Genomic DNA, 24996 nt, shown 5'->3' with positions numbered 1-24996 from the left:
TTTAAAAGTAGAAAAGAAAACAGTTTAGTTACTTCTTACTTTACTAAATTATTTTTATTCCTTTATATTTCTTTTCTTAAATCTAACGATTACTTTAATTTAAAAAAAGCTTAAAATTTTACTTTTACCAACAGTTATCAACATTCTATATTATAATCATTTTTCTTTTATAAATTTTTAAAAAACAATGATGTTTATAATAGTCTGTGAATAGCTACTATAAAATTTTACTTTTTTATTTTAATATATTACTTATTAAAAACCGTCTACATTTTATAAGGTACTTAAAAGCTTAAAAATCAATTAAAATTTAGAGTTATTAACAATAGTTATAAACAGTAATTAACCAGAAATTCTTAATATTTAATAAACTAATCTATGTAAATAAATTGTAAAATTTATGTTGATAACCTTTTATGAAAAACTCATAAAAAAAGTTGTGTATATGCATCTACTCCTTGTATTGTAATTTATTTTCAATCTACCTAAAAAACTTATAAAACTTTGCATATACTTCTTAACATTTAGATAACATAGTTAAAGAGTTAAAAATTAAATAGTTATTAAAAAACCTATTTTTTTGATTGTTTATAACTGTTGATTAGTGTTAGTTTCTGTATTTTTGTACAGACAACTAAATTAAAATCAATCTATTATGACAATTGCCATTGGTAACGACCACGCAGGAACTTTATATAAATTCGAAATTATAAAACATTTAGAAGAAAAAGGGTATAAAGTTTTAAATTTTGGAACGGATACAAATGATTCTATGGATTATCCAGATGCGATTCATCCAACTGCAGATGCTGTAGAAACTGGTAAAGCTAAATTAGGTATTATTCTTTGCGGAAGCGGAAACGGTGCGCAAATGACAGCAAACAAACACCAAGGAATAAGAGCTGCACTTTGTTGGAACAACGAATTAGTTGCATTAACAAGACAACATAATAATGCAAATGTTCTAACAATTCCTGCTCGTTTTGTTTCTTTACAACAAGCTATTGGTTTTGTGGATATTTTTCTTTCAACAGAATTTGAAGGTGGAAGACATGGAACAAGAGTTAATAAAATTTCTTGTGCTGGTTAAATTCACTATTCTTACATAAGTATCTTTAATTGTAATATAAATATAAATAAAACCTGAATTCGGGTACTTTTAATAAATTTTAAAAATGAATTTCGTTACAAAATCCTTTTCAGAATTAACAACAACAGAACTCTATAAAATTCTTCAATTACGTTCTGAAGTTTTTGTAGTTGAGCAAGATTGTGTGTATCAGGATTTAGATTTTAAAGATCAAAAATCGTTACATGTTTTTGGTTTTAAAAATGATAACATTATTGCTTATACAAGAATTTTTAAACCGGGGGACTATTTTGATAATGCAAGTATAGGTAGAGTAGTCGTTGCTGATACTGAACGTAAATTAGGTTACGGTCATGATGTTATAAAAGCTTCTATAAATGCTATAAAAACTCATTTTAATGTTGATGAAATTACTATTTCTGCTCAAAAATATTTAAAATATTTTTATGAATCTCATAACTTTATTCAAGTAGGAGAGGAGTATTTAGAGGACGGCATTCCACATATAAGAATGGATAGAAATTAATTTTTATTCCTTATCAAGGTTAGATAAAATAGTCAACCTCAAGAACTCCACCTACTGCTAGGTCATCTAATTTTATTTTATCAATTCTAACACGAATTAAACGTAATGTTGGAAAACCAACAGCAGCAGTCATTTTTCGAACTTGTCTAAATTTTCCTTCTCTAATGATAATAGCAACCCAGCTAGTAGGTCCATGTCTTGCATCTCTAATTTTTTGACTTCTTAACGGAAATTTTGGATTCTTAACTATAGAAGCCTTACCCGGTTTTGTCATATATTTTTTTCCATCAAAACCAATTTCTACACCAGTTTTTAGTTTCTCTATAGCTTCTTGATTTATAAGCCCATCAACTTGTACGTAATATTCTTTTTCATATTTACTACTTCTAATTTCTTCGGAAACTTTACCATCCGTAGTTAAAAAAAGTAGTCCTTCTGATGCAACATCTAAACGACCAATTGCCATGGTTCCTTCAGGAAAATCATATAATTCTCCTAATAATTTTTTCTTCCGCTTTGCGGGATTTACAAATTGAGAAATCATTCCCCAAGGTTTGTGAATTATAAAATGGCGGTGTTTTTTTATCAACTTATAAGACTTTAATTTCTACAGAAAATTTATTTTTTCCTTCGGATAAACTCATATTATCTTCAGAGAATTTTTGATCTGTATAAGAAGTATATTGTGTAATTGGTTCAATACAAAGCATGTTGTTAACCTCTGTCCAAAGCATAAAATTATCAAAACCTTGGGTAGAAATTTCTAAATCTTTTTTATTTTTATTTTTTAATACAATTTTATCAGAATTTATTACTGGAAAAGCATTTGAACCCGCCTTAAAAATATCCTCTAATGTAATTTTTAAATCTTTAGATTCTAAAGTTTCTTTGCCAGAGTTAGAGAGTAAAAAAGCGGGATGGTACCCTAACATAAAAGGCATTCCTTTTTCAGAATTGATTATAAAATCAATTTTTAAAATATTATTTTCCAACCTAAAATTCTTTTCAAAAGAAAAGTCAAAAGGCCAATGTAAATTTTCTTCAGAAGATTTTATTGGAAATTTACTATTTTTAATGGGTGTATTTTTTTTATACTTTTTAATGAAATTAGCACTGTTTTTATTACTAGCTATTAAAGTATAATCGAGTTCACGTAATAAACCATGTTGATCTTGAATTGCATCACCTTTTTTGGTATGAACCCTAAAATTATTTTTAGAAGTTGGCCCAATAATAGGAAACATTTCATCGTCAGAATTCCGCCAACCCTTATTTCCTTTTTGATGAATGTATTCTTGATTTTCTTTTTGAAAACTTACTAGCTCACCTAAATCAATTATAACTTCACTATTTTTGTTTTTTAAGAAAACTTTAGAAATCATTATTTTATAAATTTCCAGTAAAAATAGGATAAAAATGTAATTTAATTTTTAGGAAAAAGGATTTATATTTTCGTAACTTGTGACACTTATTTAAAAACAAAATTAGGAAGATTTATGGCAGCAGATAAAGAAAAACTAGCAAAACTAAAAGCATTACAACTTACCTTAGATAAGTTAGATAAAACTTACGGAAAAGGTGCTGTAATGAAGCTTGGTGACGTAGTTACTGAAGATATAGATGCAATTTCATCTGGCTCTTTAGGTTTAGATTTAGCATTAGGAGTTGGTGGTTATCCAAGAGGAAGGGTTATCGAAATTTACGGTCCAGAATCTTCTGGTAAAACTACATTAACATTACATGCAATTGCAGAAGCTCAAAAAGCAGGCGGAATTGCTGCTTTTATTGATGCAGAGCATGCATTTGATAAATTTTACGCACAAAATTTAGGTGTAGATATAGATAATTTAATTATTTCTCAACCAGATCACGGTGAGCAAGCTTTAGAAATTGCAGAAAACTTAATTCGTTCTGGTGCAATAGATATCGTTGTAATAGATTCTGTGGCAGCTTTAACGCCAAAAGCCGAAATTGAAGGTGAAATGGGAGATTCTAAAATGGGTCTTCACGCACGTTTAATGTCGCAAGCATTGCGTAAATTAACAGGTACTATCTCTAAAACAAAGTGTACTGTTATTTTTATCAATCAATTAAGAGAAAAAATAGGAGTAATGTTTGGGAACCCGGAGACTACAACTGGTGGAAATGCATTAAAATTTTATGCTTCTGTGCGTTTAGATATAAGAAGGAGAACACAAATTAAAGATGGAGACAGAGTTATTGGAAACAGTACGAAAGTTAAAATCGTTAAAAATAAAGTTGCACCACCTTTCCAAATTACAGAATTTGATATTATGTACGGACAAGGAATTTCTAAAGTTGGAGAGATTTTAGATATTGGTGTAGAATTAGGTATCGTAAAGAAAAGTGGCTCTTGGTTTAGTTATGGTGAAACGAAATTAGGCCAAGGTAGAGATGCTGTAAAGGGATTGATTAAAGACAATCCAGAACTAGCAGAAGAATTAGAAGGAAAAATAAAAGAAGCTATTGATAATCAAGATTAAGTTTTAAAAGTTCTAATTATCATTTAAAGCTGCTATAGAAATAATCAATCTATAGCAGCTTTTTAAATTTAAATTATGATTAAAGTAACAGAAAACATACAATTAAAGAAAGTATTGAATTCAGATGCTGAGACTCTTTTTAAATTGATGAAGGAAATTTACCCTCCAGCTTACAGTCATTTTTGGATTGATAAAGGAGATTGGTACATAAACACTCACTACGCTAAAGAAAATATTTTAAGAGAGTTATTAGAAGAAAACTCAGATAATTATTTTATTATTTTTAAGGACAGTATTATTGGAAATTTTAGAATAATATGGGATGAGAAACTAACTGGTTTAACCCATGAAAAACAAGTAAAATTGCACAGAGTATATCTACACCAAAAAACACAAGGAAATGGAATTGGTAAAAAACTTATGGCTTGGTTAGAAAATAAAGCAAAACAAAAAAGTTATGAAATTATTTGGTTAGACGCAATGAATGAGCAACAGCAATCTTTTCAGTTTTATAAAAAACTAGGTTATAAATATCATTCTCACATTTTTTTACCTTTTAATTTATTACATGAAGCAGTTAGAAAAATGAATCAATTGTATAAAGTAATTTAAACACCGGTACTTCCAAAACCTCCAGAACCACGTTCAGTTTCATTTAAAACCTCAACTTCTTTCCAAGTTACACGTTCATGTTTTGCAATCACTAATTGTGCAACTCTTTCGCCATCATTAACTTCAAATACTTCATTTGATAAATTAACTAGAATTACCCCAATTTCACCTCTGTAATCAGCATCTACAGTTCCTGGAGAATTTAAAACAGTAATTCCTTTTTTAGCGGCCAAACCACTTCTAGGTCTTACTTGTGCTTCAAAACCAGCAGGTAAAGCTATAAATAATCCTGTTTTTACAATGGTTCTTTCTAAAGGTTTAAGAAGAATAGACTCACTAATATTCGCTCTTAAATCCATTCCAGCGGCCCCATCAGTTTCATAAATAGGAGTTGCGTGTTTAGATTTATTTATAATTTGTACGTTCATGTATGAATAAATTGCTAGATATTTTTTAAAAAATACTTAAAATAGGATTGTTTTGATACAAATATAATAAATCAGTTAAGGTTTCTTTATAAGTTAATTGTTTTCTTACATTTGAAATTTAAATTTTAAGAAATGAGTGAACATCATAAGATTGCAGTATTAGGTGGAGGAAGTTGGGCAACAGCAATTGTTAAAATGTTGATAGAAAATACAGAAACTGTTGGGTGGTATATGAGAAGCGCCCCGGCAATAGCTTATATTAAAGAAAATCATCACAATCCAAAATATTTACGTTCTGCCGAGTTAGATCCAAAACACTTAGATTTATCTAACGACATTAATTATATGATTACTAATTATAGTGTTTTAATTTTTGCAATTCCTTCCGCTTTTTTAACAAGTGAATTAGATAAATTAAACGAATCTTTAGAAAACAAAACTATTTTTTCTGCTATTAAAGGCATCGTTCCGGAAACAGGTTTAATTGTTGGTGAGCACTTTCATAAAAAATACAATATTCCTCTAGAAAATATTGGTGTAATTACAGGTCCTTGTCATGCAGAAGAGGTTGCAATGGAGCGTTTATCATACTTAACAATTGCGTGTCAAGATGAAAATAAAGCCAAAATAATGGCAGACTCTTTAAATAGTTGGTACATAAACACCAAGATTTCTGATGATATTATTGGTACAGAATACGCTGCAGTGTTAAAAAATATTTATGCAATTGCTGCTGGTATTGCTCATGGCTTAGGTTATGGAGATAATTTCCAAGCCGTCTTAATGAGTAATGCAATTCGTGAAATGAAACGCTTTATAAAAAAAGTACATAAAATGAAACGTAATATTAATGATTCTGCTTATTTAGGTGATTTATTAGTAACTGGGTATTCAACATTTAGCAGAAATAGACAGTTTGGAAATATGATTGGTAAAGGATACACGGTTAAATCTGCTCAATTAGAAATGAGTATGATTGCTGAGGGCTATTATGCAACTAAAAGCGCTTTTAATATTAAAGAAGAGAAAGGAACAAAAACACCAATTATAGATGCGGTTTATAATGTTTTATATGCCGAAAGAGATCCTAAAAAAGAATTTAAAAAGTTGACAAATAAGTTGGATTAATTGTTTAATTTTGAACAATTAATTATTTTTTTAAACTTTTACTATGAAAACAATACAAGAGGTTGTAGAAAGTACCATTAGAAAAACACCATTTATTGAAGAAGCTCTAAATGAAAAGTTGATTAATGTCTCTTCTTTAGCAAGAATTATTTTACCAGAAGTTTCACAAACTTTAAAAAAAGACGTTAAAGTTGGGGCGGTAATGATGGCTATCAATAGGCTTTCACCGGCAAGTGAATTACGTATTAGAAAAAATATTAAAAAATTAGCTTTAGATCTAGGCGATGTAATTGTCCGTTCTGATTTGTGTGATTTCACTTTTAAGAATACTCCTTCGTTATTGCGTGAAATTGCTAAAATATTAACAAAATGTGCAGAAAATTCTGATTATTTTTTAACTGTCTCTCAGGGAATTTTTGAAACAAATATTGTTACTAGTAAAAACTTAAGACCTTTTGTTGAAGAAATATTTGAGCAAGAATATTTAATAAACAGTGTTTTAGAACTAGCATCAATTACGATAAAGTTGCCAAAAGAAAATTTAGAACAATCAGGTATTTACTACTTTATTTTAAAGCAATTAGCTTGGGCAGATATTCCGTTACAAGAAATTATTTCTACTACAAATGAAATGACAATTGTTGTAAAAGAAAAAGATATCAATCAAACCTTTGCTATTTTAATGGATATGAAATTAAATTAAAAAATGGCTAAAAACGATCCGTATGCAGCCTTAAGAATAAAGGAATTTAATATTTTTTTATTGGTAAGATTTCTATTAGTATTTGGTTGGTCTATGCAATTTATTGTAATCGAATGGCAAGTCTATAGCCTCACAAAAGACCCATTATCACTAGGTATCATAGGTTTAATGGAAATTATTCCTGCTTTTTCTATGGCGTTATTTGCAGGTCACATTGTAGATCAAAAAGAAAAAAGAAATTTGTTAGCAATTTGTACTGGTGCTTTTTCATTAATTAGTCTAGGGTTATTTTTATTAACCTCTAAGAACATTGTTGGTAGTTGGTCTACAAATTCAATTCTTTATTCAATTTATGGTTTGGTTTTCTTTGGTGGCTTTTTACGTTCATTTTTTGGGCCTACAATTTTCTCTTTAGTGGCTTTAATTGTGCCTAAAAAAATATACCATAATGCAGCAACATGGAGTACAAGTACATGGAAAACAGCCTCAGTTTCAGGAGCGCTTTTTGGTGGTTTTTTAATTAGTTGGATAGGTGTTGACAAGACCCTATGTTTAGTTTTTATTCTTGTAATTTTATCACTTATTATTCTTTTTCAAATTAAAAAGCAGCCTATTTTAAACACAAAAATTGGTGAGCCAATTATGCAAAGCTTAAAAGTTGGCGTGCAATTTGTATTTCAAAATAAAGCAATTTTAGGAACTTTATCGTTAGATATGATTGCTGTTTTATTTGGAGGAACTGTTGCAATTTTATCAGTATTTGCTCAAGATATTTTAAAAGTTGGCCCTGAAGGTTTCGGTGTTTTAAATGCATCCATTTCTATGGGAAGTATCCTTACTATGTTTTTAACAACTTACATTCCAATTAATAGAAATACAGGGAAAAAGATGCTGATTTCTGTTTTCATTTTTGGAGTAAGTATTATTGCCTTTGGATTGTCATCTATTTTTTTGGTAAGTATTTTAGCGCTATTTATAAGTGGTGCAGCAGACGGAATTTCTATGGTAATTCGTCAAACGATTCTACAATTAAAAACGCCTGATGAAATGAGGGGTAGAGTTTCTTCTGTAAATTCAATGTTTGTTGGTTCTTCTAATGAATTAGGTGCCTTTGAAAGTGGTTTAGCTGCTAAAATATTAGGCCCTGTTGTAGCAGTAGTTTTTGGCGGATCCATGACTTTAATTACGGTAATTGCTACTGGAGCCCTAAGTCCAACGATAAGAAACTTAGATTTAACGGAAGATATTAAAAAACATGAAAAAGAAGAGTAATCTTCAAATTTTGATGCATAGAGAATAAAATATTTCATGAAAAAAATTTGTACCCTTTTTTTTTTAATTTGTTCATCAGTCAGTTTTTCACAAAAAATTAAATTAAAAGTTTTAGATGTTGACACAAATACAGCTATTGAGAGAGCTCATGTTTTTTTTGCAAATAAAACGACGTATACAAACGAAAAAGGGGAGTTTTCCATACAGCTAAATAAAAAAAAGAGCATTACCTTTTCTGTTTCTCATCTCAAATATGAAACAAAAGAAATTGTTTATAACAAAAACAGTCCAACCTTAATAATTTTTCTAAGGGAAAAACAAGAAACCTTGGCGGGTATAAAAATTAATGTAAACAGGAAACTTAAAAATACAATCCATTTTAGCAAATTACAAGATTTACCAAGGGCCGTTTATTCTTTTGGATCTATTATAATCGATTTTAAAATTTACATTTTTGGAGGAGATGCTTCAAGTCTTTACGAAAAAAACAAAGAGGGATTGAGTCAGGTTCAGTTCAGTGATGAAGCAGAAATAATGAAATTCTTAACAAAGCCTAAGCCTATTAGTTTTCATAATTATTCAGGAGACATCCAGTTGTATGATATTAATACAAAAGAATGGCAAATTAAAAAAGCCAAAACGATAAAAAGAGGGTACCATAACGTAATTTGTTACAAGGATACTGTTCTTATAATTGGAGGCAAAAAAATGTCTAAAAATAAGACAAGAGAATTACTTGCAAATCAAATAGAACACCTTTCTTTAAAAGATTTATCGATAAAGAAAGATGAAGTAAACCCTCATCAAGCGGTAGATTTTGGTTCAGTACTTTATGATGATAAAGTATTAGTTTTTGGAGGCTCTATTAAGCAATATGAAAACGGAAAAGTTAAGTTTTCAGATGATATACATTTTTACGATTTAAAAACTGGTTATTGGTATTTACTATCTAAAATGTCTAAAGGAAAAGAAGTTACAGGTATTGTTTTCGATCATAAATTATACTTGTTTGGTGGTTTCAATAGAAAAAATTTAACAGAAATTGAATCATTTAACTTAAAAACCGGAAAGTGGAAAAAAGAAGGAGACCTTTTTAGAGGTATGAAAAAACCTGCGATTACAAAGGATGAAGAATTTATTTATCTATATGAAGACGGAAAATTTATAACCTTTAATCCTAAAAAAAGAGTCCTTAAAGAATACAAAATAGATTTAAATTTAGAAGATTTGGGTATGCATTTTCTAAATGAACAAATCTATCTTATTGGAGGTTTTCAAGTAGAAGAATTTAGAAAATTTCCTTCAAATGGTTTTTATACTATTGATGTCTCAGTGTTTTCAAAAACAAAACCACTTAAAATTAAAAAACTTCATTTTTAATAGTTTATTCAAAAGTTGTAGCGACTTTTAATTGAAGATCTAATTCTTGTTGATATTTTTTGGATGTTTTTTTATCCCAAGAAAAGTAATCTTCAAATTCAGTAAACACGAAATCTTTATACATATTTACACTATGCGTATCGAAAAATAAACGACCTGTTCTTCGCATAAAAAAATCAGTTGGTGTGCAAGCCATCTCGTAATTTACAGTGAACCAAACCTCAGCTTTTATCATTTTTTCTTGCTGATTTTCATCAGTTAATTCATCGAATTTCTTTAAGATTAAATCTGTTTGTTTTCCATAATTGTAAACTAGATATTCAGCATCTTTTTCAGAGAAATCTACTTCTGCAATTCTATTATAAATTGCATCTGTATAGCTTTTTACTTCGCTAGAATCTTTAAAAGTTCCTCCAGAAAGTACAATTTCTTCTGTTTTAATATTATCAAATTCTTTCTCAAAACGGCGTTTGTGTTTTTTTGTAACCAAATCCACAATACGTTCTGCCATTTTTCTGTAGCCTGTTAATTTTCCGCCAGCAATAGAAATTAATTCAGTATCAGAAACAAAAATTTCATCTTTTCTAGATAATTCTGAAGCTGATTTTCCTTCTTCATGAATTAAAGGTCGCAAACCCGCCCAAGAAGATTGTACATCTTCAAGACTTAAATTAATTTCAGGAAACATATTATTAACTGCTGAAATTAAATACATTGCATCTACTAAAGTTGTGTTTACATGGTTTTTATCTTTCTGATAATTAGTATCTGTAGTGCCAAAATAAGTGACTTTTCCTCGCGGAATTGCAAACATCATTCTTCCATCAGGAACATCAAAATAAACAGATTGTTTTACAGGTAATTTATCATGAGCAACAACCAAATGAACTCCTTTTGTAAGGTGCAAACGTTTCCCAATTTTTGAGTGATTTATCTGACGTAATTCGTCAACCCAAGGACCACAGGCATTTACTACATATTTGGCTTTTATATTAAATTCGTTACCAGAAAGAGTGTCTTTTACTTTTGCGCCAACAACTCTATTATCTTCATAGATAAATTCTTTAGCTACTGTATAGTTGATGATTTTTGCGTTATAATCTAAGGCTGTTTTTAAGACTTCTATGGTTAAACGAGCATCATCAGTTCTGTATTCTGCGTAATAACCTGCACCATTTAAAATATTTTTTGGTAACAAAGGTTCTTTTTCTAAGGCCTCTTTTTTAGTGAGCATTTTTCGTTTGTCTTCTCCTTCTACAGAAGCTAGAATGTCATATACTTTTAAACCTACTGAGGTAAGCCAAGATCCATAAGTTCCGCCATCAATTAAAGGTAAAATCATTTTTTCTGGGATCACTAAATGTGGTGCTAATTTGTGCACAATTGCACGTTCTGTGCCAACTTCTTTTACCAACCAAAAGTCAAATTGTTTTAAATAGCGTAAACCACCATGAATTAGTTTTGTTGATTTACTCGAAGTTCCAGAAGCAAAATCGTTTTTTTCAATCAAAGCGACCTTCATCCCTCTGGAAGCAGCGTCTAAAGCAATTCCACTACCTGTAATTCCACCACCAATTATTAGTAAATCAAATTCTGCAGCTTGTAAATCGTTGGTGATACGTTCTCTATTAAAAAATGAAAATTTTTTCATGTTTTTTATTCTAAAATGTTTGTTGGTAAACCATCAATGCTTGTTTGGTTTTTGTCTTCCCAATATTGTTTTATATTTTCTTCTCCTTGGTTTTCTGCCCAATTATTTAAATCGTTTCGCTCTCCTTTAAATTCATAAAACGGAATCGACATGCCACAAGAAGTTTGTGCAGATTCTATAGTGATATCAAATATTTGACGTGTTCCTGGAGTTTCTGAAAACAAAGAAATTACTTTATTCCAAGTTGCATCATTTGGTTTAATCTCTTTTCCTTTCCCATACAAACGTAAAATATTTGGCACTTTTTCAAAAGAACAAAACATAATAGTAATTCTTTTATTTTCATTTAAATGTGCTGCTGTTTCATTACCACTTCCAGTAACATTTAACCACAAAACTCGATTTTCATTAATCACCCTAAAAGAGTCCATCCCTTTTGGAGATAAATTTATTCTACCAGAATTAGGCGCTGTGGCTATAAAGAAAATCTTTTGTGCTTCAATAAATTTTTGAAGTCGTGATGTAATTTTAGTATAAAATTTAGACATAATTATGAAGTAAAATTATCTAAAAAATCTTTTTTAAATTTCTGACCTAAAGGTATTTTATTTGAATTTATTATTACAGTATTTCCTTCAATATAATCCAACTTTTTTTTGTTGATAACAAATGATTTATGCACTTGTTTAAAATTAGATTTCGGAAGTTTTTCAAACATACCTTTTAAGGTTTTATAGGTTATTAAATAACTATTATTTATATGAACTTTTATATAATCTCCAATACTTTCTAAGTACAGTATATCTTCAATTTTAACCTGATGTAATTTTTTATTTGATTTTATAACAATACTTTCTTTAAAATTAGCTTTTAGGTCTTTGGTTTTTGACACAGCTTTAACAAACCTGTCAAAAGAAAAAGGTTTTAATAAATAATCTAAAGCATCTAAGTCAAAACCTTCTATTGCATATTCAGAATAGGCAGTTGTAAAAATTACGTTAGGCGGCTTTTGCAACGACTTATAAAAAGAGATGCCTGAAAGTTGAGGCATATTAATATCTAAAAAAATCAAATCAATCGCATTGTTTTTTAAATATTCTAAGGCTTCTAACGCATCATTACAAACTTGTTTTAACTCTAGGTAATCAATTTTATTGATAAAAGATATTAAGACGTTTTGAGAAGATGGTTCATCATCAATTATGATACAACTTATTTTCATTTTTTTAATTCTAGAGTTAGTTTTACACTAAAAACACCATCATTAATCTCAGTTTTAAATGTATGATTATTAGGATATATTAAAGTTAAATTTTCCTGAATATTTTTTAAGCCAATACCATTGTAGTTTCCGTTTTCTAAAGTATTCTTTTGCTTAAAATTATTTGATAATTTAAATGTTAGTCGATTATTGTTTTCATGTAAATCAATATTAATAAAAGGGTTTTTTACCCCGCTTTTTAAACCATGCTTAAAACTGTTTTCAATTATTGGTAACAATAACATTGGGTAAACTTCTAATTGTTCATTTACGTTGTATGTAAAACTGATTTTAGAGTTTTTTATATGTCTGTTTTTTTCAAAAGCAATGTAGTTTTTAATCAAATCAATTTCCTTGTTTAGAGGAATTTTGTCGGTTTCAACATCATATATAACATATCTTAAAATATCTGATAATTGTAAAATAGCATTGGTGATTTCTTCTTTTTTATCGATGGCTAAAGAGTACAATACATTTAAGGAATTGAATAAAAAATGCGGGTTTATTTGTCCTTTTAAATAATACAATTGATTTTCAATTTCTTGCTTTTGGGCTTTCAAAGCCTTGTTTTCAACCTGATTTAGATAAACCCATTCTTCTGCTAATTTTGATAAGCTAGAAAGTGTGAAAAAGATAAAAAAGATGAAATAGATTTCAACTGTATTATGATAACTGATAAAATAATAATCTTTAAAAAAAGTATTTACTATTAATTCGAAAAATAACGCATTTAATTCTGAAAAAACGATTAGATTAAGTATAAAAAATACAGAGAAAGTAATGTTTTTTTCTTTTTTGAGATAGGTTGGAATTAAAAAATAGAGGTTGATAGAAACAGGGATTATTAGAGTAATTACAAAGCAAATGGTATAGATATAATCAATTTTCTCTGGAGTTATTCTTCCAGAAAATAAGAATAATAGTATGATAAAGGAACAAACCCATAATATAGTATTAAAAACTACTTTATTATGAGAGTGTGTTCTTTCTAAGCTTGATTTATTCAGCATCACTTGTTTTCGTTAAAGTGTATTTTGTTGAGGTATCCCATTTATTATCATCTTTAGATTTTGTGTATTTTTCTATAAATTTATTTAATTCTTTAGAAGACGCAGTTAGTAAAAAATTTTCTTTTAAAACACCAATCTTTTTGTGTTCAATTTTTATTTTCTTATTTTTAAAAAGAGATTCAACTTTTTTCTCGTCTAACCATTTTATCTCTATTTCTCCGCTTTGAGAAACATCATATTTCACTAGACTATGCGTATATATTAAATGTTTTTGTAGAAGATTGTTAATATCGTCTTGATATTCTAATGGGTAAAAGTCTAAAAATGTTTGATTGTTTACATTAAAAGGAGTTGCTATAAATAAAGCTTCTTCACCTTTGAACTCTCGTTGAATATAATAACTGTTTTTATATTCTTTGTACAATTGTAAATCTTCCATTTTCATCTTTTCAATTGGGTTGTCTTTCGTGATTTCATCTTTAAATGGAATTACAGTCCAAACACCTTTTTTCGAATCTGTCCATTTACCAATAAAACGCTTATCAAAAGAAATCGATTTTTTAGTGTAAAAAGGATTTAAAGACTTTACGACACAAGAACTTAATAAAAGAATACTTGCAATGACTAAAATTGTGTTTCTAATTTTCATGATTATCAAATTTAAAATTATTTGATACAAATGAAGTATAGATTCAAATCTTTTAAAAAGAATTTAGATAAATACTATTTTTTTCTCGATGAAAGTTAGTTTTGATGTTAATCTATCCAGTTTTTAGAGCGCTCAATTGCTTTTAGCCATTTTTTATATAAACGCTCTCTTTTTTCAGGAGACATATTTGGAGTAAATTTTTTATCTACTTTCTTGTCTGTTTCAATATCTTGCTGGCTCCATAAACCCACACAAATTCCTGCTAAATAAACGGCTCCCATTATTGTGGTTTCAGTATTTTTTGGACGCTCTACAACAGTATTTAAAATATCAGCTTGAAATTGCATTAATAAATTATTTGCGCAAGCGCCACCATCTACCTTTAAAGAAGTTAACGGAGTTTCTGCATCATTTTGCATGGCAATTAGCAAATCTTTAGTTTGATACGCTAGAGACTGCAAAGTTGCTTTTATTAAGTGATTTTTTCCTGTATCACGTGTTAAACCAAAAATAGCTCCTCGTGCATACATATCCCAATAAGGAGCTCCTAAACCAGCAAAAGCAGGAACAACAATAACGGGGTTTTCTTCTTCAACTTCTTGCGCAAATAACTCACTTTCTTCTGCGGAATTTATAATTTCTAATCCGTCTCTTAACCATTGAATTGCGGCACCCGCAACAAAAACACTTCCCTCTAAAGCATAATATACTTTACCATCAATTCCCCAAGCAATTGTGGTGAGCAAACCATTTTTAGAAAATTGTAGTTCAGTTCCTGTGTTCATTAATAAAAAGCAACCAGTTCCGTATGTGTTTTTTGCTTCACCTTTATTGAAACACGCTTGTCCAAAAAGAGCAGCTTGTTGATCTCCAGCAATTCCTGCAATAGGAATTGTATGACCATCTAAAATAAAATCTCCAAAATGAAAAGAAGATGGTTTTACTTCCGGTAACATCGATTTTGGAATATTTAGTGCTGATAATAATTTTTCATCCCAACATAAATTCTTGATATCAAAAATTAAGGTTCTTGATGCATTGCTATAATCTGTTGCGTGGACTTTTTTATCCGTTAAATTCCACAACAACCAAGAATCTATAGTTCCAAAAAGGAGGTTTCCTTTCTCTGCTTCTTCTCTAGCATTTTCTACATTTTCTAATATCCAATGAATTTTTGTTCCAGAAAAATAAGCATCAACAACCAAACCTGTTGTTTGTTTTATATGATTTTCTAATCCTTTTTTCTTTAAATCCTCACAAATACCTGCGGTTCTTTTATCTTGCCAAACAATGGCATTATAAATAGGCTTTCCTGTGTTTTTATCCCAGACAAGGGTCGTTTCTCTTTGGTTTGTAATTCCTAATCCAACAATATGTATAGGATTAATATTCGCTTTTTGTATTACCTTTTTTAAGGTGGATAACTGCGTTTCTAGAATGACTAAAGCATCGTGTTCTACCCAACCCGATTTTGGAAATATTTGAGGAAACTCTTGTTGGCTCATAGCGATAATAGTTCCTTTTTCATCAACAATTACTGAGCGTGAACTTGTAGTTCCTTGATCTAACGCTAAAATATATTTTTTGGACATCGATAATTAAAAATAGGATTTACAATTTACGAAATAACATGTATATAAATTATTACCTTTAACAAAATAAAAACTCTTTTTATGGAATATGGATTTTTGTCAGTAATACCGCCAATTCTGGCTATTATTTTAGCGCTAAGAACCAAACAAGTTTATATTGCTTTGTTATTTGGAATTTGGTTTTCTTGGTTGATTATTGAAAACTGGAACCCATTAACAGGAAGTTTAGCAATGATTGAAGGCATGGTAAATGTCTTTCAATCTGAAGGAAACACAAGAACAATTATGTTTAGTGCCTTAGTAGGTGCTTTGTTAATTTTTATTCAATATTCTAGAGGAGTAGAAGGGTTTATCAATATTTTAAACAGGCAACTAGTAAAGTTAGAAGGTAAAAAAACAGGTTATAGTAGAGTAATGGTTCAAGTATTAGCAACCGTAACAGGGTTGTTATTGTTTGTTGAAACAAGTATTAGCTCTTTAACGGTAGGAACTTTATACAGACCAATTTTTGACAAGCTTAAAATACCAAGAGAAAAGTTGGCATATATAGCAGATTCAAGCTCTGCGCCTTCGTCTATTTTAATTCCTTTTAATGCTTGGGGAGCTTTTATTATGGGACTTCTATTAACACAAGGAATAGAAAAACCATTTTCAGTGATGATGGCTTCTATTAAATATAACTTTTATCCTCTTTTAGCAATTACAACTGTTTTTATTGTAATCCTTACAAAGAAAGATTGGGGGCCAATGAAAAAAGCCGAGAAAAGAACTAAAGAAACAGGTGAATTGATGAATGCAAACTCTAAGCCAATGGTTTCTGATGCCGTTACTTCATTTCCGCCAAAAGAAGGAATAGAGGCAAAAGCGTATAACATGATTGTTCCGCTCTTAGTAATGGTCTTGATGATGCCAATCAACTTAATATATACAGGTTGGGATGCTGTAAAAACAGCTACTTCATTTTTAGATCATGCGTCACTTGCAATTGGAGAAGGCTCTGGTTCTTCATCTGTTTTATACGCAGTAATCACATCCCTTTTGGTAGCTATGATTATGTGTTTTATACAGGGAATTATGAGACCAAAAGAAGCTGTAAATTTAACTTTAAAAGGAATTAGCGAGTTAATGCCATTAGCTTTATTAATGTTGTTGGCATTTGCAATTGGTGATGCTTGTAAAGAATTAGAGACAGGTATTTATGTTGCCAACGCTACAAAAGAATGGTTGTCGCCAGAATTATTACCAGCAGTTGTTTTTATAATTAGTTCCTTTATTGCATTTTCTACAGGAACATCTTGGGGAACATTTGCAATTATGTTAGCAATCTCAATTCCGATGGCAAATATTCACGGAGCAGATGCAACAATTGTGGTTGCAGCCACTTTAGGAGGAGGAATTTTTGGAGACCATTGTTCACCAATTTCGGATACTTCTATAATCTCTTCTATGGCTTCTGCAAGTGATCATATAGACCATGTAAAAACACAATTACCTTATGCCTTAATCGGTGGAATAATTACTACAATTTTGTATTTGATTATTGGTTTTTTTGGGTGATAGATATACTGTCATTCCAAAGAAGAATTAGGAGTTAATATTAAACCGCTAAAATACCCCGTTTTTTAATTTCAGGAATCATACGTAGCGTGCCTTCTTTAATTGTATTTTCTTTAAAAAGGAAGGTCTTTTCATACAAGGTATTTCCTTCGAAGAATGTAACCTGAAAACGATTGTTGAGTTTAAATAAGTCAGGCTGTATTAATTCAATTTTAGCAAAAGAATTTGCAGGAAGTTTGTCTAGTTTTTTACGTAATAAAGAAGTGGTTTTTGTCTCAGAAAAACCTTGAGAAACAATCACCATCATTTTTACAGCAATATTTTTATTATTGATGATATATACATTCCAATCATCTGTTTTATAAATATCATTGTATTCATAAACGACTGCAACTTCTATATCTGAAACAACAGGAATATGTATATCTTTTTTCATGTGTTTTGAATTGATTTCAGGGTCTATATAATTACCAAACTTTATAGAAATCTTCTTTAGAGATGACTTCACCATCACAGTCGTCAATAGTGAGTTTTTGATCACTTAAACTACCAAATTTGTCGCTAAGTTTTTCGGTGCTATATTTTAAAATTTTTTCGTTATTGTAAACAGTGATTTGTTTAAGAATTACGTCAGACTCATTCGTTTCAAAAAGCCAAGTGGAAGTTCCCCAGCTTACATATTCATCCTCCCTATTTTCATCCCAAAACTGTGAAAAATAGTTCATTATATCACAGATTTAAATTGCTCTAAGAAACGCTTATCGTTTTCATAAAACATTCTAATATCCGGAATTTGGTATAGCAACATGGCAATACGTTCTATGCCCATTCCAAAAGCATAACCAGAATACTTTGCAGGATCTATATTTGCATTTTTTAGCACATTAGGATCGACCATACCACAACCCATAATTTCTAACCAGCCAGTACCTTTTGTAATTCTATAATCTGTTTCAGTTTCTAACCCCCAATAAATATCTACTTCTGCACTTGGTTCTGTAAATGGAAAATAAGAGGGGCGTAAACGTATTTTAGACTTTCCAAACATCTCTTTTGTAAAGTATAAAAGTGTTTGTTTTAAATCAGCAAAAGAAACATCAGTATCTATATATAATCCTTCCACTTGGTGAAAAATACAATGCGCTCTTGCGGAAATGTCTTCGTTTCTAAAAACTCTACCTGGAGAAATTGTTCGAATAGGCGGTTGATTTTCTTCCATGTAACGGACTTGTACAGAAGAAGTGTGTGTTCTTAATAAAGTATCAGGATTTTTATCAATAAAAAAAGTGTCTTGCATGTCTCTTGCAGGATGATATTCTGGAAGGTTTAAGGCTGTAAAGTTATGCCAGTCATCTTCAATTTCTGGACCTTCAGAAACGGTAAAGCCAATTCTATTAAAAACCTCAATAATTTGATTCTTTACCAAAGAAATAGGATGACGTGAGCCTAACTCAATAGGTTCTGAAGGACGCGTTAAATCTCCATAAACACCTTTTTGTTCCCCAGCAGTTTCTAACGCATCATTTAATTCAGCAACTTTTACTTCTGCCGACTTTTTCAAGCTATTTAATGCTTGCCCAAAATCTTTACGCAATTTAGCGTCCACATTTTTAAATTCAGAAAATAAATCTTTTAGCAAACCTTTGCTTCCTAGGTATTTAATTCTGAAGGCTTCAACTTCTTCTTTAGTCGTTGCATTAAATGATTTTACATCACCAATAAGTTCTTTTACTTTATCTAACATTTTAAACTTAATTAGAATGCAAATTTAATCTTTTTTAAATAGTTTTAGATTGTATTTATTGAGAAAACAGTAACTGTAAACGAAATCGATTGAAATAAGGGTATTCACAAAAATTATTTTAATTATTTTAATTATGAGATATTGAAAATTACCTATATTTGCGCAGTTAAATTTTTATTAATATTACAAAAAAACATGGATAAAAATATCAAATCTAAAATTGATGGATTCATGGAGTTGGTTATGAAGAGAAATAACCATGAGCCAGAATTTTTACAAGCTGTACAAGAAGTTGCAGAAACGGTAATTCCTTATATCATTAATCATGATATTTATCTTGGTAAGAACATTCTTTTAAGAATGGTGGAACCAGAAAGATTAATCTCGTTTCGAGTTTCTTGGGTAGATGATAGTGGAGAGATTCAAGTTAATAGAGGGTATAGGGTTCAAATGAATTCTGCAATAGGGCCATATAAAGGAGGTTTGCGTTTTCACCCAACGGTAAATGCAAGTATTTTAAAGTTTTTAGCTTTTGAACAAGTGTTTAAAAATTCTTTAACAACTTTACCTATGGGTGGAGGAAAAGGAGGTTCTGATTTTGATCCAAAAGGAAAATCTGATAATGAAATTATGCGTTTTTGTCATTCTTTTATGACAGAACTGTATAGGCATATTGGTCATAATACAGATGTTCCTGCAGGAGATATTGGAGTTGGAGCAAGAGAAATTGGCTATATGTTTGGAATGTATAAAAAATTAAATAATACATTTACTGGAGTTCTTACTGGTAAAGGTGCTTCTTGGGGAGGGTCCTTAATCAGACCAGAAGCAACTGGGTACGGTACTGTATATTTTGCACAAAATATGTTATTGCGACGATCTGATTCGTTTGAGGGGAAAAAAGTAGTTATTTCTGGTTCTGGAAATGTAGCACAGTATGCTGCTGAAAAGGCAATAGAATTAGGTGCAAAAGTAGTTACTCTTTCGGATTCTGCAGGATATATTCATGATGAAGACGGAATAAATATAGAAAAATTAAAACACGTAATGTTTCTTAAAAACGAAAAACGTGGAAGAATAAGTGAGTATTTAGAAAAATATCCAAACGCCAAATTTGTTGCAGGAAAAAGACCTTGGTCTGTTGCTTGTGATATTGCTTTGCCTTGTGCCACTCAGAATGAGTTAGATGGAGAAGAAGCAAAAGAACTGGTTAAAAATGGATGTATGTGTGTTTCTGAAGGTGCAAATATGCCTTCAACTCCAGAAGCAATTCATGAGTTTCAAAAAGCTAAAATATTATTTGCTCCCGGAAAAGCAAGTAATGCGGGAGGTGTAGCTACTTCTGGTTTAGAAATGAGCCAGAATTCATTGCGTTTAAGCTGGACCCGTAAAGAGGTTGACGATAAATTACAAGTAATTATGGAAGATATTCATGATTCATGTGTACAATATGGAGAAAATGAAGATGGTTCTATAGACTATATAAAAGGAGCAAATATTGCTGGTTTTGTTAAAGTTGCAGATGCAATGTTAGCACAAGGGGTCGTATAAAAATATTGTAGTAAATTTAAATCCGAAAGACGCATCAATTTATTTGATGCGTTTTTTTGTACAACTTAGTTTAAAAACTAATCTTTACGATTAGAAATTTTGCATATATGATCATGTTCTCTAATTTTCTTTTTGGATTTTTTTTCTCTTTTGTAGGCTCTATAACACCAAGTATGTTAAATATAACCGCCTTAAAAATCAGGCTAGAGAAAGGTAAGAAAGCAACGAATAAATATGCAATAGGGGTTTCAATAGTTGTTATTTTACAGGTTTATATTGCGGTTCTTTTAACCGAATATATTGCAGAAAACCCAGCGGTTATAGAAACCTTAGAAAAAGCAGGAATTATTATTTTTCTCTTGTTATCGTATTATTTTTATAAAGAATCTAAAAAAAGTAAAATTCATATTGAAACAAATAAAGCAAAAAGTGAGAATCCATTATTAACAGGTCTTACTCTTTCTATTTTAAACATGTTTGCAATTCCTTTTTTTAGTGGAACAATAATAACTTTAGAAACTTTTAATCTTTTTAGTTTTAATTTCATTCCTGTTTTATTTTTTACTTTAGGGTCTGTAATAGGCACTTTTTTCATCCTCTTTTTATATGGCGCTTTTGCGAAATTTATTCAGAAAAAAACAGGAAAATTAACAAAAGACATTAATATAATTTTATCTATTTTAACCGGATTAGTTGCTGTTTTTGCAGTAATAAAACTCTTTTTTTAAAGAAGAAATGAAAAATATAAAGAACCTAAAAATTCAAGGAAACCATAATAAGCCAATTTTAATAGATGTTTTTTTTAAGGAAACCAAGCAACCAAAACCAATCATTATTTTTTGTCATGGTTACAAGGGTTTTAAAGATTGGGGAGCCTGGCACTTAATGGCAGAAGTTTTTGCGAAAGCAGGATTCTTTTTTGTGAAGTTTAATTTTTCACATAATGGAGGAACTGCTGAACAACCGATAGATTTTCCGGATTTAGAAGCTTTTGGTAATAATAATTACACAAAAGAACTAGACGATTTAGAATCTGTAATTAATTGGATTTCCAATAATACTGATTTTAGAAATGAAGCAAAAAAAGAAGATATTTCTTTAATTGGTCATAGTAGAGGTGGCGGAATTGTGATTTTAAAATCGAAAGAAGATGCTCGCGTAAAACAGGTAATCACATTGGCTAGTGTTTGTGATTTTGAGAAAAGAACAGCAACAATTGGAGATTTAAAGGAGTGGAAAAAGGAAGGTGTTAAATATGTTGTAAACGGAAGAACAAAGCAAAATATGCCTCACTTTTATCAGTTTTACGAAAACTTCATCCAAAATAAAGAACGATTAGATATTAAAAAAGCGACTGAAAACTTAGAGATTCCGTATTTAATAATTCATGGAAATAAAGATACTTCTGTTTTGATTGAAGAAGCAAAAAATCTAAAAAAATGGAATCCAAGTAGTGAATTTCGAATTATTGATAATGCAAACCATGTCTTTAATGTTTTTCACCCTTGGAAAGAAAATTCACTTTCTGAAGAATTAAAAAGCACCACTCAGATTTGTATTGATTTTTTGAAATAAAAGCACGTTGAAATTCCGTATTTTCGAAAGATGGATTTAGAACCTCCTTTTCGAAAAATTATTCATGTAGATATGGATGCATATTATGCATCTGTAGCACAATTGGATAACCCTGAATTAAAGGGGAAAGCAATTGCGGTTGGGGGAGGAGGAATCAGAGGTGTCATTTCTGCTGCGAGTTACGAAGCAAGAAAATGCGGTGTAAAATCGGCCATGAGTGGTGTTTTAGCAAAACAAAAATGTCCAAATTTAATTTTTGTAAAAACAGATTTTGAACGTTATAAAGAAATCTCCGCCAAAATCCGACAAATTTTTTACGAATATACAGACTTGGTTGAGCCGCTTTCTTTAGACGAAGCGTATCTAGATGTTACCGAAAACAAGAAAGGAAATCCGTCTGCGAATGCAATTGCACGAGAAATTAGACAGCGTATTTTTGAAGAAACAGGTTTGCGAGCTTCTGCCGGAATTTCAATTAATAAATTTATTGCTAAAGTAGCTTCAGATATCAATAAACCAAATGGACAGAAAACGGTTCATCCCGAGGAGGTTATTCCTTTTTTAGAAGCGTTAGCGGTCAATAAATTTTATGGAGTTGGTAAAGTGACAGCTGCAAAAATGTATAATTTAGGAATTTTTGTGGGAAATGATTTAAAGAAAAAATCATTAGAAGAGTTGGTGAAACTTTTTGGTAAAGCGGGAACTCATTATTATAATATTGTTCGCGGAATTCATAACAGCCGAGTAAAACCAAATAGAATTCGTAAATCCATAGCAGCTGAAAGGACTTTTAATGAGAATATTTCTTCAGAAATATTTATGTTAGAAAGACTGGAGATTATTGCAGAGGAACTCGAAAGACGAATGAAAAAATCAGACACAAAAGGGAAAACGATTACTCTAAAGATTAAGTATTCTGATTTTACACAACAAACAAGAAGTAAAACGAAAGCATCTTTTATGCAGACTAAAAAGGAATTTTTGCCAGTTGTAAAAGAATTATTATATCAAGAAAAATTAAAGAATTCAGTTCGTTTATTAGGAATTTCTTTCGGAAATTTAAACACCATAAAAAAAGATCCGGTTTGGGTGCAATTACAGTTTGAATTTTAACACACAATCTTATTACGATAAAGAACGAAGAAGCCTTTGGTTAATTAACCTTACTGTAGATTTTACCATGACAAAAAAGAGTAAATGAAAATAAAAAAAGTAAGAACAAATTCTAAAAATGAAGATTTCATTAAATTAGTAAAAAAATTAGATGCATATCTAAAAACTACTGATGGAGATGAACATGATTTTTACAATCAGTTTAATCATATTGATGTTTTAAAAGATATTGTGGTAATTTATTTTAATGACATCGCAGTAGGTTGCGGAGCCATTAAAAAATTTGATGATACTTCTGTTGAATTAAAAAGAATGTTTGTTTCATCAGAAAATAGAGGTTCGGGTATTGCACAAAAAATACTTCAAGAATTAGAAACGTGGGCAAAAGAATTAGGATATCAAGAATGTATTTTAGAAACAGGAGTAAGACAGGTAGGTGCTGTGAAGTTTTATAAAAAGTGTAATTATAAAATCATTCCAAATTATGGGCAATATAAAAATATGGAAAATAGCATTTGTTTTAAAAAACGACTATAAATGAATTACAGTTACTGGGAATTAAAAGAGTGGTTTACAAACATTGATTTTACTATTGTTGGTAGTGGAATTGTAGGTTTAAATTGCGCTTTAGGACTGAAAAAAAAGCATCCTAAAGCGAAAATTCTAATTCTAGAAAAAGGGATGTTGCCACAAGGCGCAAGTACTAAAAATGCTGGCTTTGCTTGTTTTGGGAGTTTATCGGAATTAATAGACGATTTAAACTCTCATACGGAAGAAGATGTTTTTAACTTAGTGGATAAGCGCTGGAAAGGGTTACAGTTATTGCGTAAAAACTTAGGGGATAGCAATATCGATTTTCAGCAAAATAAAGGATTTGAACTGTGTGAAGATCAAGCTTTTTTTACGGAATGTATTTCTCGTAAAAATCAAATTAATGCGTTATTAAAACCGATTTTTAAGACCGATGTTTTTTCAGTTTCTGAAAACACTTTTGGTTTTAAAAAAGTGCATCAGCAATATATTGTAAATAATTTTGAAGGTCAAATTGATACTGGTAAAATGGTGTTTGAATTGCTGCATAAGGTTCAAAATTTAGGCGTTAAAATTTTAAATAATATTAGTGTTGAGCAGTTTATAGAAAATCAAAGTAAAATACACGTAAAAACCAACAGGTTAGATTTTTACACTAAAAAAATATTTATTGCAACGAATGGTTTTACTTCGAAAATTTTGAAAGAAAACGTACAGCCAGCAAGAGCACAAGTTCTAATTACAAAGCCAATTAAAAACTTACATATAAAAGGAACTTTTCATTTAGAAAAAGGGTATTATTACTTTAGGAATATAGATAATAGAGTGCTCTTTGGAGGAGGTAGAAATCTCGATTTTAAAACGGAAGAAACGACTGCATTCGGTCAGACAGAGATCATTCAAAACCAATTAGAAAAGATATTAAAAGAAACAATTTTACCAAATACAGACTTTGAAATTGAACACAAATGGAGTGGAATTATGGGTGTTGGAAATCAGAAAAAAGCAATCGTTAAACAGCTTTCTGAGAACGTTTTTTGTGGAGTTCGTCTAGGGGGAATGGGCATCGCAATTGGTAGTTTAGTTGGCAAAGAGTTGGCGGATTTACTGAATTAGAGA

At 30.1% G+C, this 24996-nt stretch carries 27 protein-coding genes; 15 read left to right on the top strand and 12 right to left on the bottom strand.

From position 1 onward, the window contains the following. The first annotated feature begins 655 nt into the window (after positions 1-655). Entirely contained in the window at positions 656-1090 is a 435-nt protein-coding gene (gene rpiB / locus BLT88_RS00660; protein WP_036784569.1) for a ribose 5-phosphate isomerase B, read from the top strand. A gap of 85 nt (positions 1091-1175) precedes the next feature. Next, positions 1176-1616: a GNAT family N-acetyltransferase gene (locus BLT88_RS00655; protein ID WP_091952328.1), complete on the top strand. Its 441-nt coding sequence runs from the start codon at positions 1176-1178 to the stop codon at positions 1614-1616. A gap of 19 nt (positions 1617-1635) precedes the next feature. On the opposite strand, the gene BLT88_RS00650 is transcribed toward BLT88_RS00655, so the two are convergent. Then, on the bottom strand, positions 1636-2202 hold the full coding sequence (locus BLT88_RS00650; protein ID WP_302846610.1) for a pseudouridine synthase: 567 nt from the start codon (positions 2200-2202) through the stop codon (positions 1636-1638). Between the two features lie 4 nt (positions 2203-2206). Beyond that, on the bottom strand, positions 2207-2998 hold the full coding sequence (locus tag BLT88_RS00645; protein WP_091952326.1) for an aldose 1-epimerase: 792 nt from the start codon (positions 2996-2998) through the stop codon (positions 2207-2209). Between the two features lie 114 nt (positions 2999-3112). On the opposite strand from BLT88_RS00645, the gene recA reads away from it, so the two are divergent. Together recA and BLT88_RS00635 are read left to right on the top strand one after the other, a co-directional pair. Further along, positions 3113-4120 (top strand): recombinase RecA, encoded by a 1008-nt coding sequence (gene recA / locus BLT88_RS00640; RefSeq protein ID WP_036784578.1) that lies wholly within the window; start codon positions 3113-3115, stop codon positions 4118-4120. 75 nt (positions 4121-4195) lie between these two features. Beyond that, complete coding sequence (locus tag BLT88_RS00635; protein ID WP_091952325.1) at positions 4196-4732, top strand: GNAT family N-acetyltransferase; 537 nt, start codon at positions 4196-4198, stop codon at positions 4730-4732. Here BLT88_RS00635 and dut read toward each other — a convergent pair. Further along, positions 4729-5160: a dUTP diphosphatase gene (gene dut / locus BLT88_RS00630; RefSeq protein WP_091952324.1), complete on the bottom strand. Its 432-nt coding sequence runs from the start codon at positions 5158-5160 to the stop codon at positions 4729-4731. The genes BLT88_RS00635 and dut overlap by 4 nt on opposite strands. Before the next feature lie 132 nt (positions 5161-5292). Here dut and BLT88_RS00625 point away from each other — a divergent pair, with 132 nt between their 5' ends. Genes BLT88_RS00625 through BLT88_RS00610 form a run of 4 tightly spaced genes read left to right on the top strand, consistent with a single transcriptional unit; the run spans position 5293 to position 9643 of the window. Continuing rightward, positions 5293-6288: an NAD(P)H-dependent glycerol-3-phosphate dehydrogenase gene (locus BLT88_RS00625; protein ID WP_091952322.1), complete on the top strand. Its 996-nt coding sequence runs from the start codon at positions 5293-5295 to the stop codon at positions 6286-6288. A gap of 43 nt (positions 6289-6331) precedes the next feature. After that, positions 6332-6991 carry a hypothetical protein gene (locus BLT88_RS00620; protein WP_036784590.1) on the top strand — a complete coding sequence of 220 codons (660 nt, stop codon included), beginning with the start codon at positions 6332-6334 and terminating at the stop codon, positions 6989-6991. Positions 6992-6994: 3 nt separating this feature from the next. Further along, positions 6995-8263 carry an MFS transporter gene (locus BLT88_RS00615; protein ID WP_091952320.1) on the top strand — a complete coding sequence of 423 codons (1269 nt, stop codon included), beginning with the start codon at positions 6995-6997 and terminating at the stop codon, positions 8261-8263. A 36-nt stretch (positions 8264-8299) separates the two neighbouring features. Beyond that, positions 8300-9643 (top strand): kelch repeat-containing protein, encoded by a 1344-nt coding sequence (locus BLT88_RS00610; protein WP_091952318.1) that lies wholly within the window; start codon positions 8300-8302, stop codon positions 9641-9643. A gap of 4 nt (positions 9644-9647) precedes the next feature. On the opposite strand, the gene BLT88_RS00605 is transcribed toward BLT88_RS00610, so the two are convergent. The 6 genes from BLT88_RS00605 to glpK form a co-directional block, all read right to left on the bottom strand. After that, positions 9648-11294 carry a glycerol-3-phosphate dehydrogenase/oxidase gene (locus BLT88_RS00605; RefSeq protein ID WP_091952316.1) on the bottom strand — a complete coding sequence of 549 codons (1647 nt, stop codon included), beginning with the start codon at positions 11292-11294 and terminating at the stop codon, positions 9648-9650. 5 nt (positions 11295-11299) lie between these two features. Then, a complete protein-coding gene (locus BLT88_RS00600) occupies positions 11300-11842 on the bottom strand; it encodes a pyridoxamine 5'-phosphate oxidase family protein (protein ID WP_036784602.1) in 543 nt (180 codons plus the stop codon). 2 nt (positions 11843-11844) lie between these two features. Then, a complete protein-coding gene (locus tag BLT88_RS00595) occupies positions 11845-12516 on the bottom strand; it encodes a LytTR family DNA-binding domain-containing protein (RefSeq protein ID WP_091952314.1) in 672 nt (223 codons plus the stop codon). Next, a complete protein-coding gene (locus BLT88_RS00590; protein ID WP_091952312.1) occupies positions 12513-13565 on the bottom strand; it encodes a sensor histidine kinase in 1053 nt (350 codons plus the stop codon). Before BLT88_RS00590 ends, BLT88_RS00595 begins: the two co-directional genes overlap by 4 nt. Continuing rightward, on the bottom strand, positions 13555-14214 hold the full coding sequence (locus BLT88_RS00585) for a hypothetical protein (protein ID WP_091952310.1): 660 nt from the start codon (positions 14212-14214) through the stop codon (positions 13555-13557). Before BLT88_RS00585 ends, BLT88_RS00590 begins: the two co-directional genes overlap by 11 nt. A 107-nt stretch (positions 14215-14321) precedes the next feature. Further along, positions 14322-15806, bottom strand: a complete 1485-nt coding sequence (glpK, locus tag BLT88_RS00580) for a glycerol kinase GlpK (RefSeq protein WP_091952308.1) — start codon at positions 15804-15806, stop codon at positions 14322-14324. Positions 15807-15887: 81 nt separating this feature from the next. Here glpK and BLT88_RS00575 point away from each other — a divergent pair, with 81 nt between their 5' ends. After that, entirely contained in the window at positions 15888-17363 is a 1476-nt protein-coding gene (locus BLT88_RS00575; RefSeq protein WP_091952306.1) for a Na+/H+ antiporter NhaC family protein, read from the top strand. Positions 17364-17403: 40 nt separating this feature from the next. Here the strand turns inward: BLT88_RS00575 and BLT88_RS00570 are convergent, their stop codons facing one another. The 3 genes from BLT88_RS00570 to pheS are packed head-to-tail and all read right to left on the bottom strand — an operon-like array spanning position 17404 to position 19107. After that, positions 17404-17799 (bottom strand): hypothetical protein, encoded by a 396-nt coding sequence (locus BLT88_RS00570; protein WP_091952304.1) that lies wholly within the window; start codon positions 17797-17799, stop codon positions 17404-17406. 31 nt (positions 17800-17830) lie between these two features. Next, positions 17831-18088 (bottom strand): hypothetical protein, encoded by a 258-nt coding sequence (locus BLT88_RS00565; RefSeq protein ID WP_091952302.1) that lies wholly within the window; start codon positions 18086-18088, stop codon positions 17831-17833. Continuing rightward, the gene (pheS, locus tag BLT88_RS00560) at positions 18088-19107 is read right to left on the bottom strand and encodes a phenylalanine--tRNA ligase subunit alpha (RefSeq protein ID WP_091952300.1); all 1020 of its coding nucleotides are present in this window, start codon (positions 19105-19107) and stop codon (positions 18088-18090) included. Before pheS ends, BLT88_RS00565 begins: the two co-directional genes overlap by 1 nt. 195 nt (positions 19108-19302) lie before the next feature. Between pheS and gdhA the strand changes: the two genes are divergently transcribed. The 6 genes from gdhA (at position 19303) to BLT88_RS00530 (ending at position 24993) form a co-directional block, all read left to right on the top strand. After that, positions 19303-20658 (top strand): NADP-specific glutamate dehydrogenase, encoded by a 1356-nt coding sequence (gene gdhA / locus BLT88_RS00555; RefSeq protein ID WP_231960025.1) that lies wholly within the window; start codon positions 19303-19305, stop codon positions 20656-20658. A gap of 173 nt (positions 20659-20831) precedes the next feature. Continuing rightward, positions 20832-21386, top strand: a complete 555-nt coding sequence (locus BLT88_RS00550; RefSeq protein WP_231960023.1) for a LysE family transporter — start codon at positions 20832-20834, stop codon at positions 21384-21386. Between the two features lie 7 nt (positions 21387-21393). After that, entirely contained in the window at positions 21394-22233 is an 840-nt protein-coding gene (locus tag BLT88_RS00545) for a S9 family peptidase (protein ID WP_091952296.1), read from the top strand. Between the two features lie 30 nt (positions 22234-22263). Next, positions 22264-23346 (top strand): DNA polymerase IV, encoded by a 1083-nt coding sequence (gene dinB, locus BLT88_RS00540; RefSeq protein WP_091952294.1) that lies wholly within the window; start codon positions 22264-22266, stop codon positions 23344-23346. A gap of 84 nt (positions 23347-23430) precedes the next feature. Continuing rightward, positions 23431-23883, top strand: a complete 453-nt coding sequence (locus BLT88_RS00535) for a GNAT family N-acetyltransferase (RefSeq protein WP_036784633.1) — start codon at positions 23431-23433, stop codon at positions 23881-23883. Further along, complete coding sequence (locus BLT88_RS00530) at positions 23884-24993, top strand: FAD-binding oxidoreductase (protein WP_091952292.1); 1110 nt, start codon at positions 23884-23886, stop codon at positions 24991-24993. Positions 24994-24996 lie beyond the last annotated feature (3 nt).

Source organism: Polaribacter sp. Hel1_33_78, from assembly GCF_900106075.1.
Classification (GTDB): Bacteria; Bacteroidota; Bacteroidia; order Flavobacteriales; family Flavobacteriaceae; genus Polaribacter.
The sequence above is the reverse complement of the archived record's forward strand: the minus strand, read 5'-3'. Positions and strand labels throughout refer to the sequence as shown.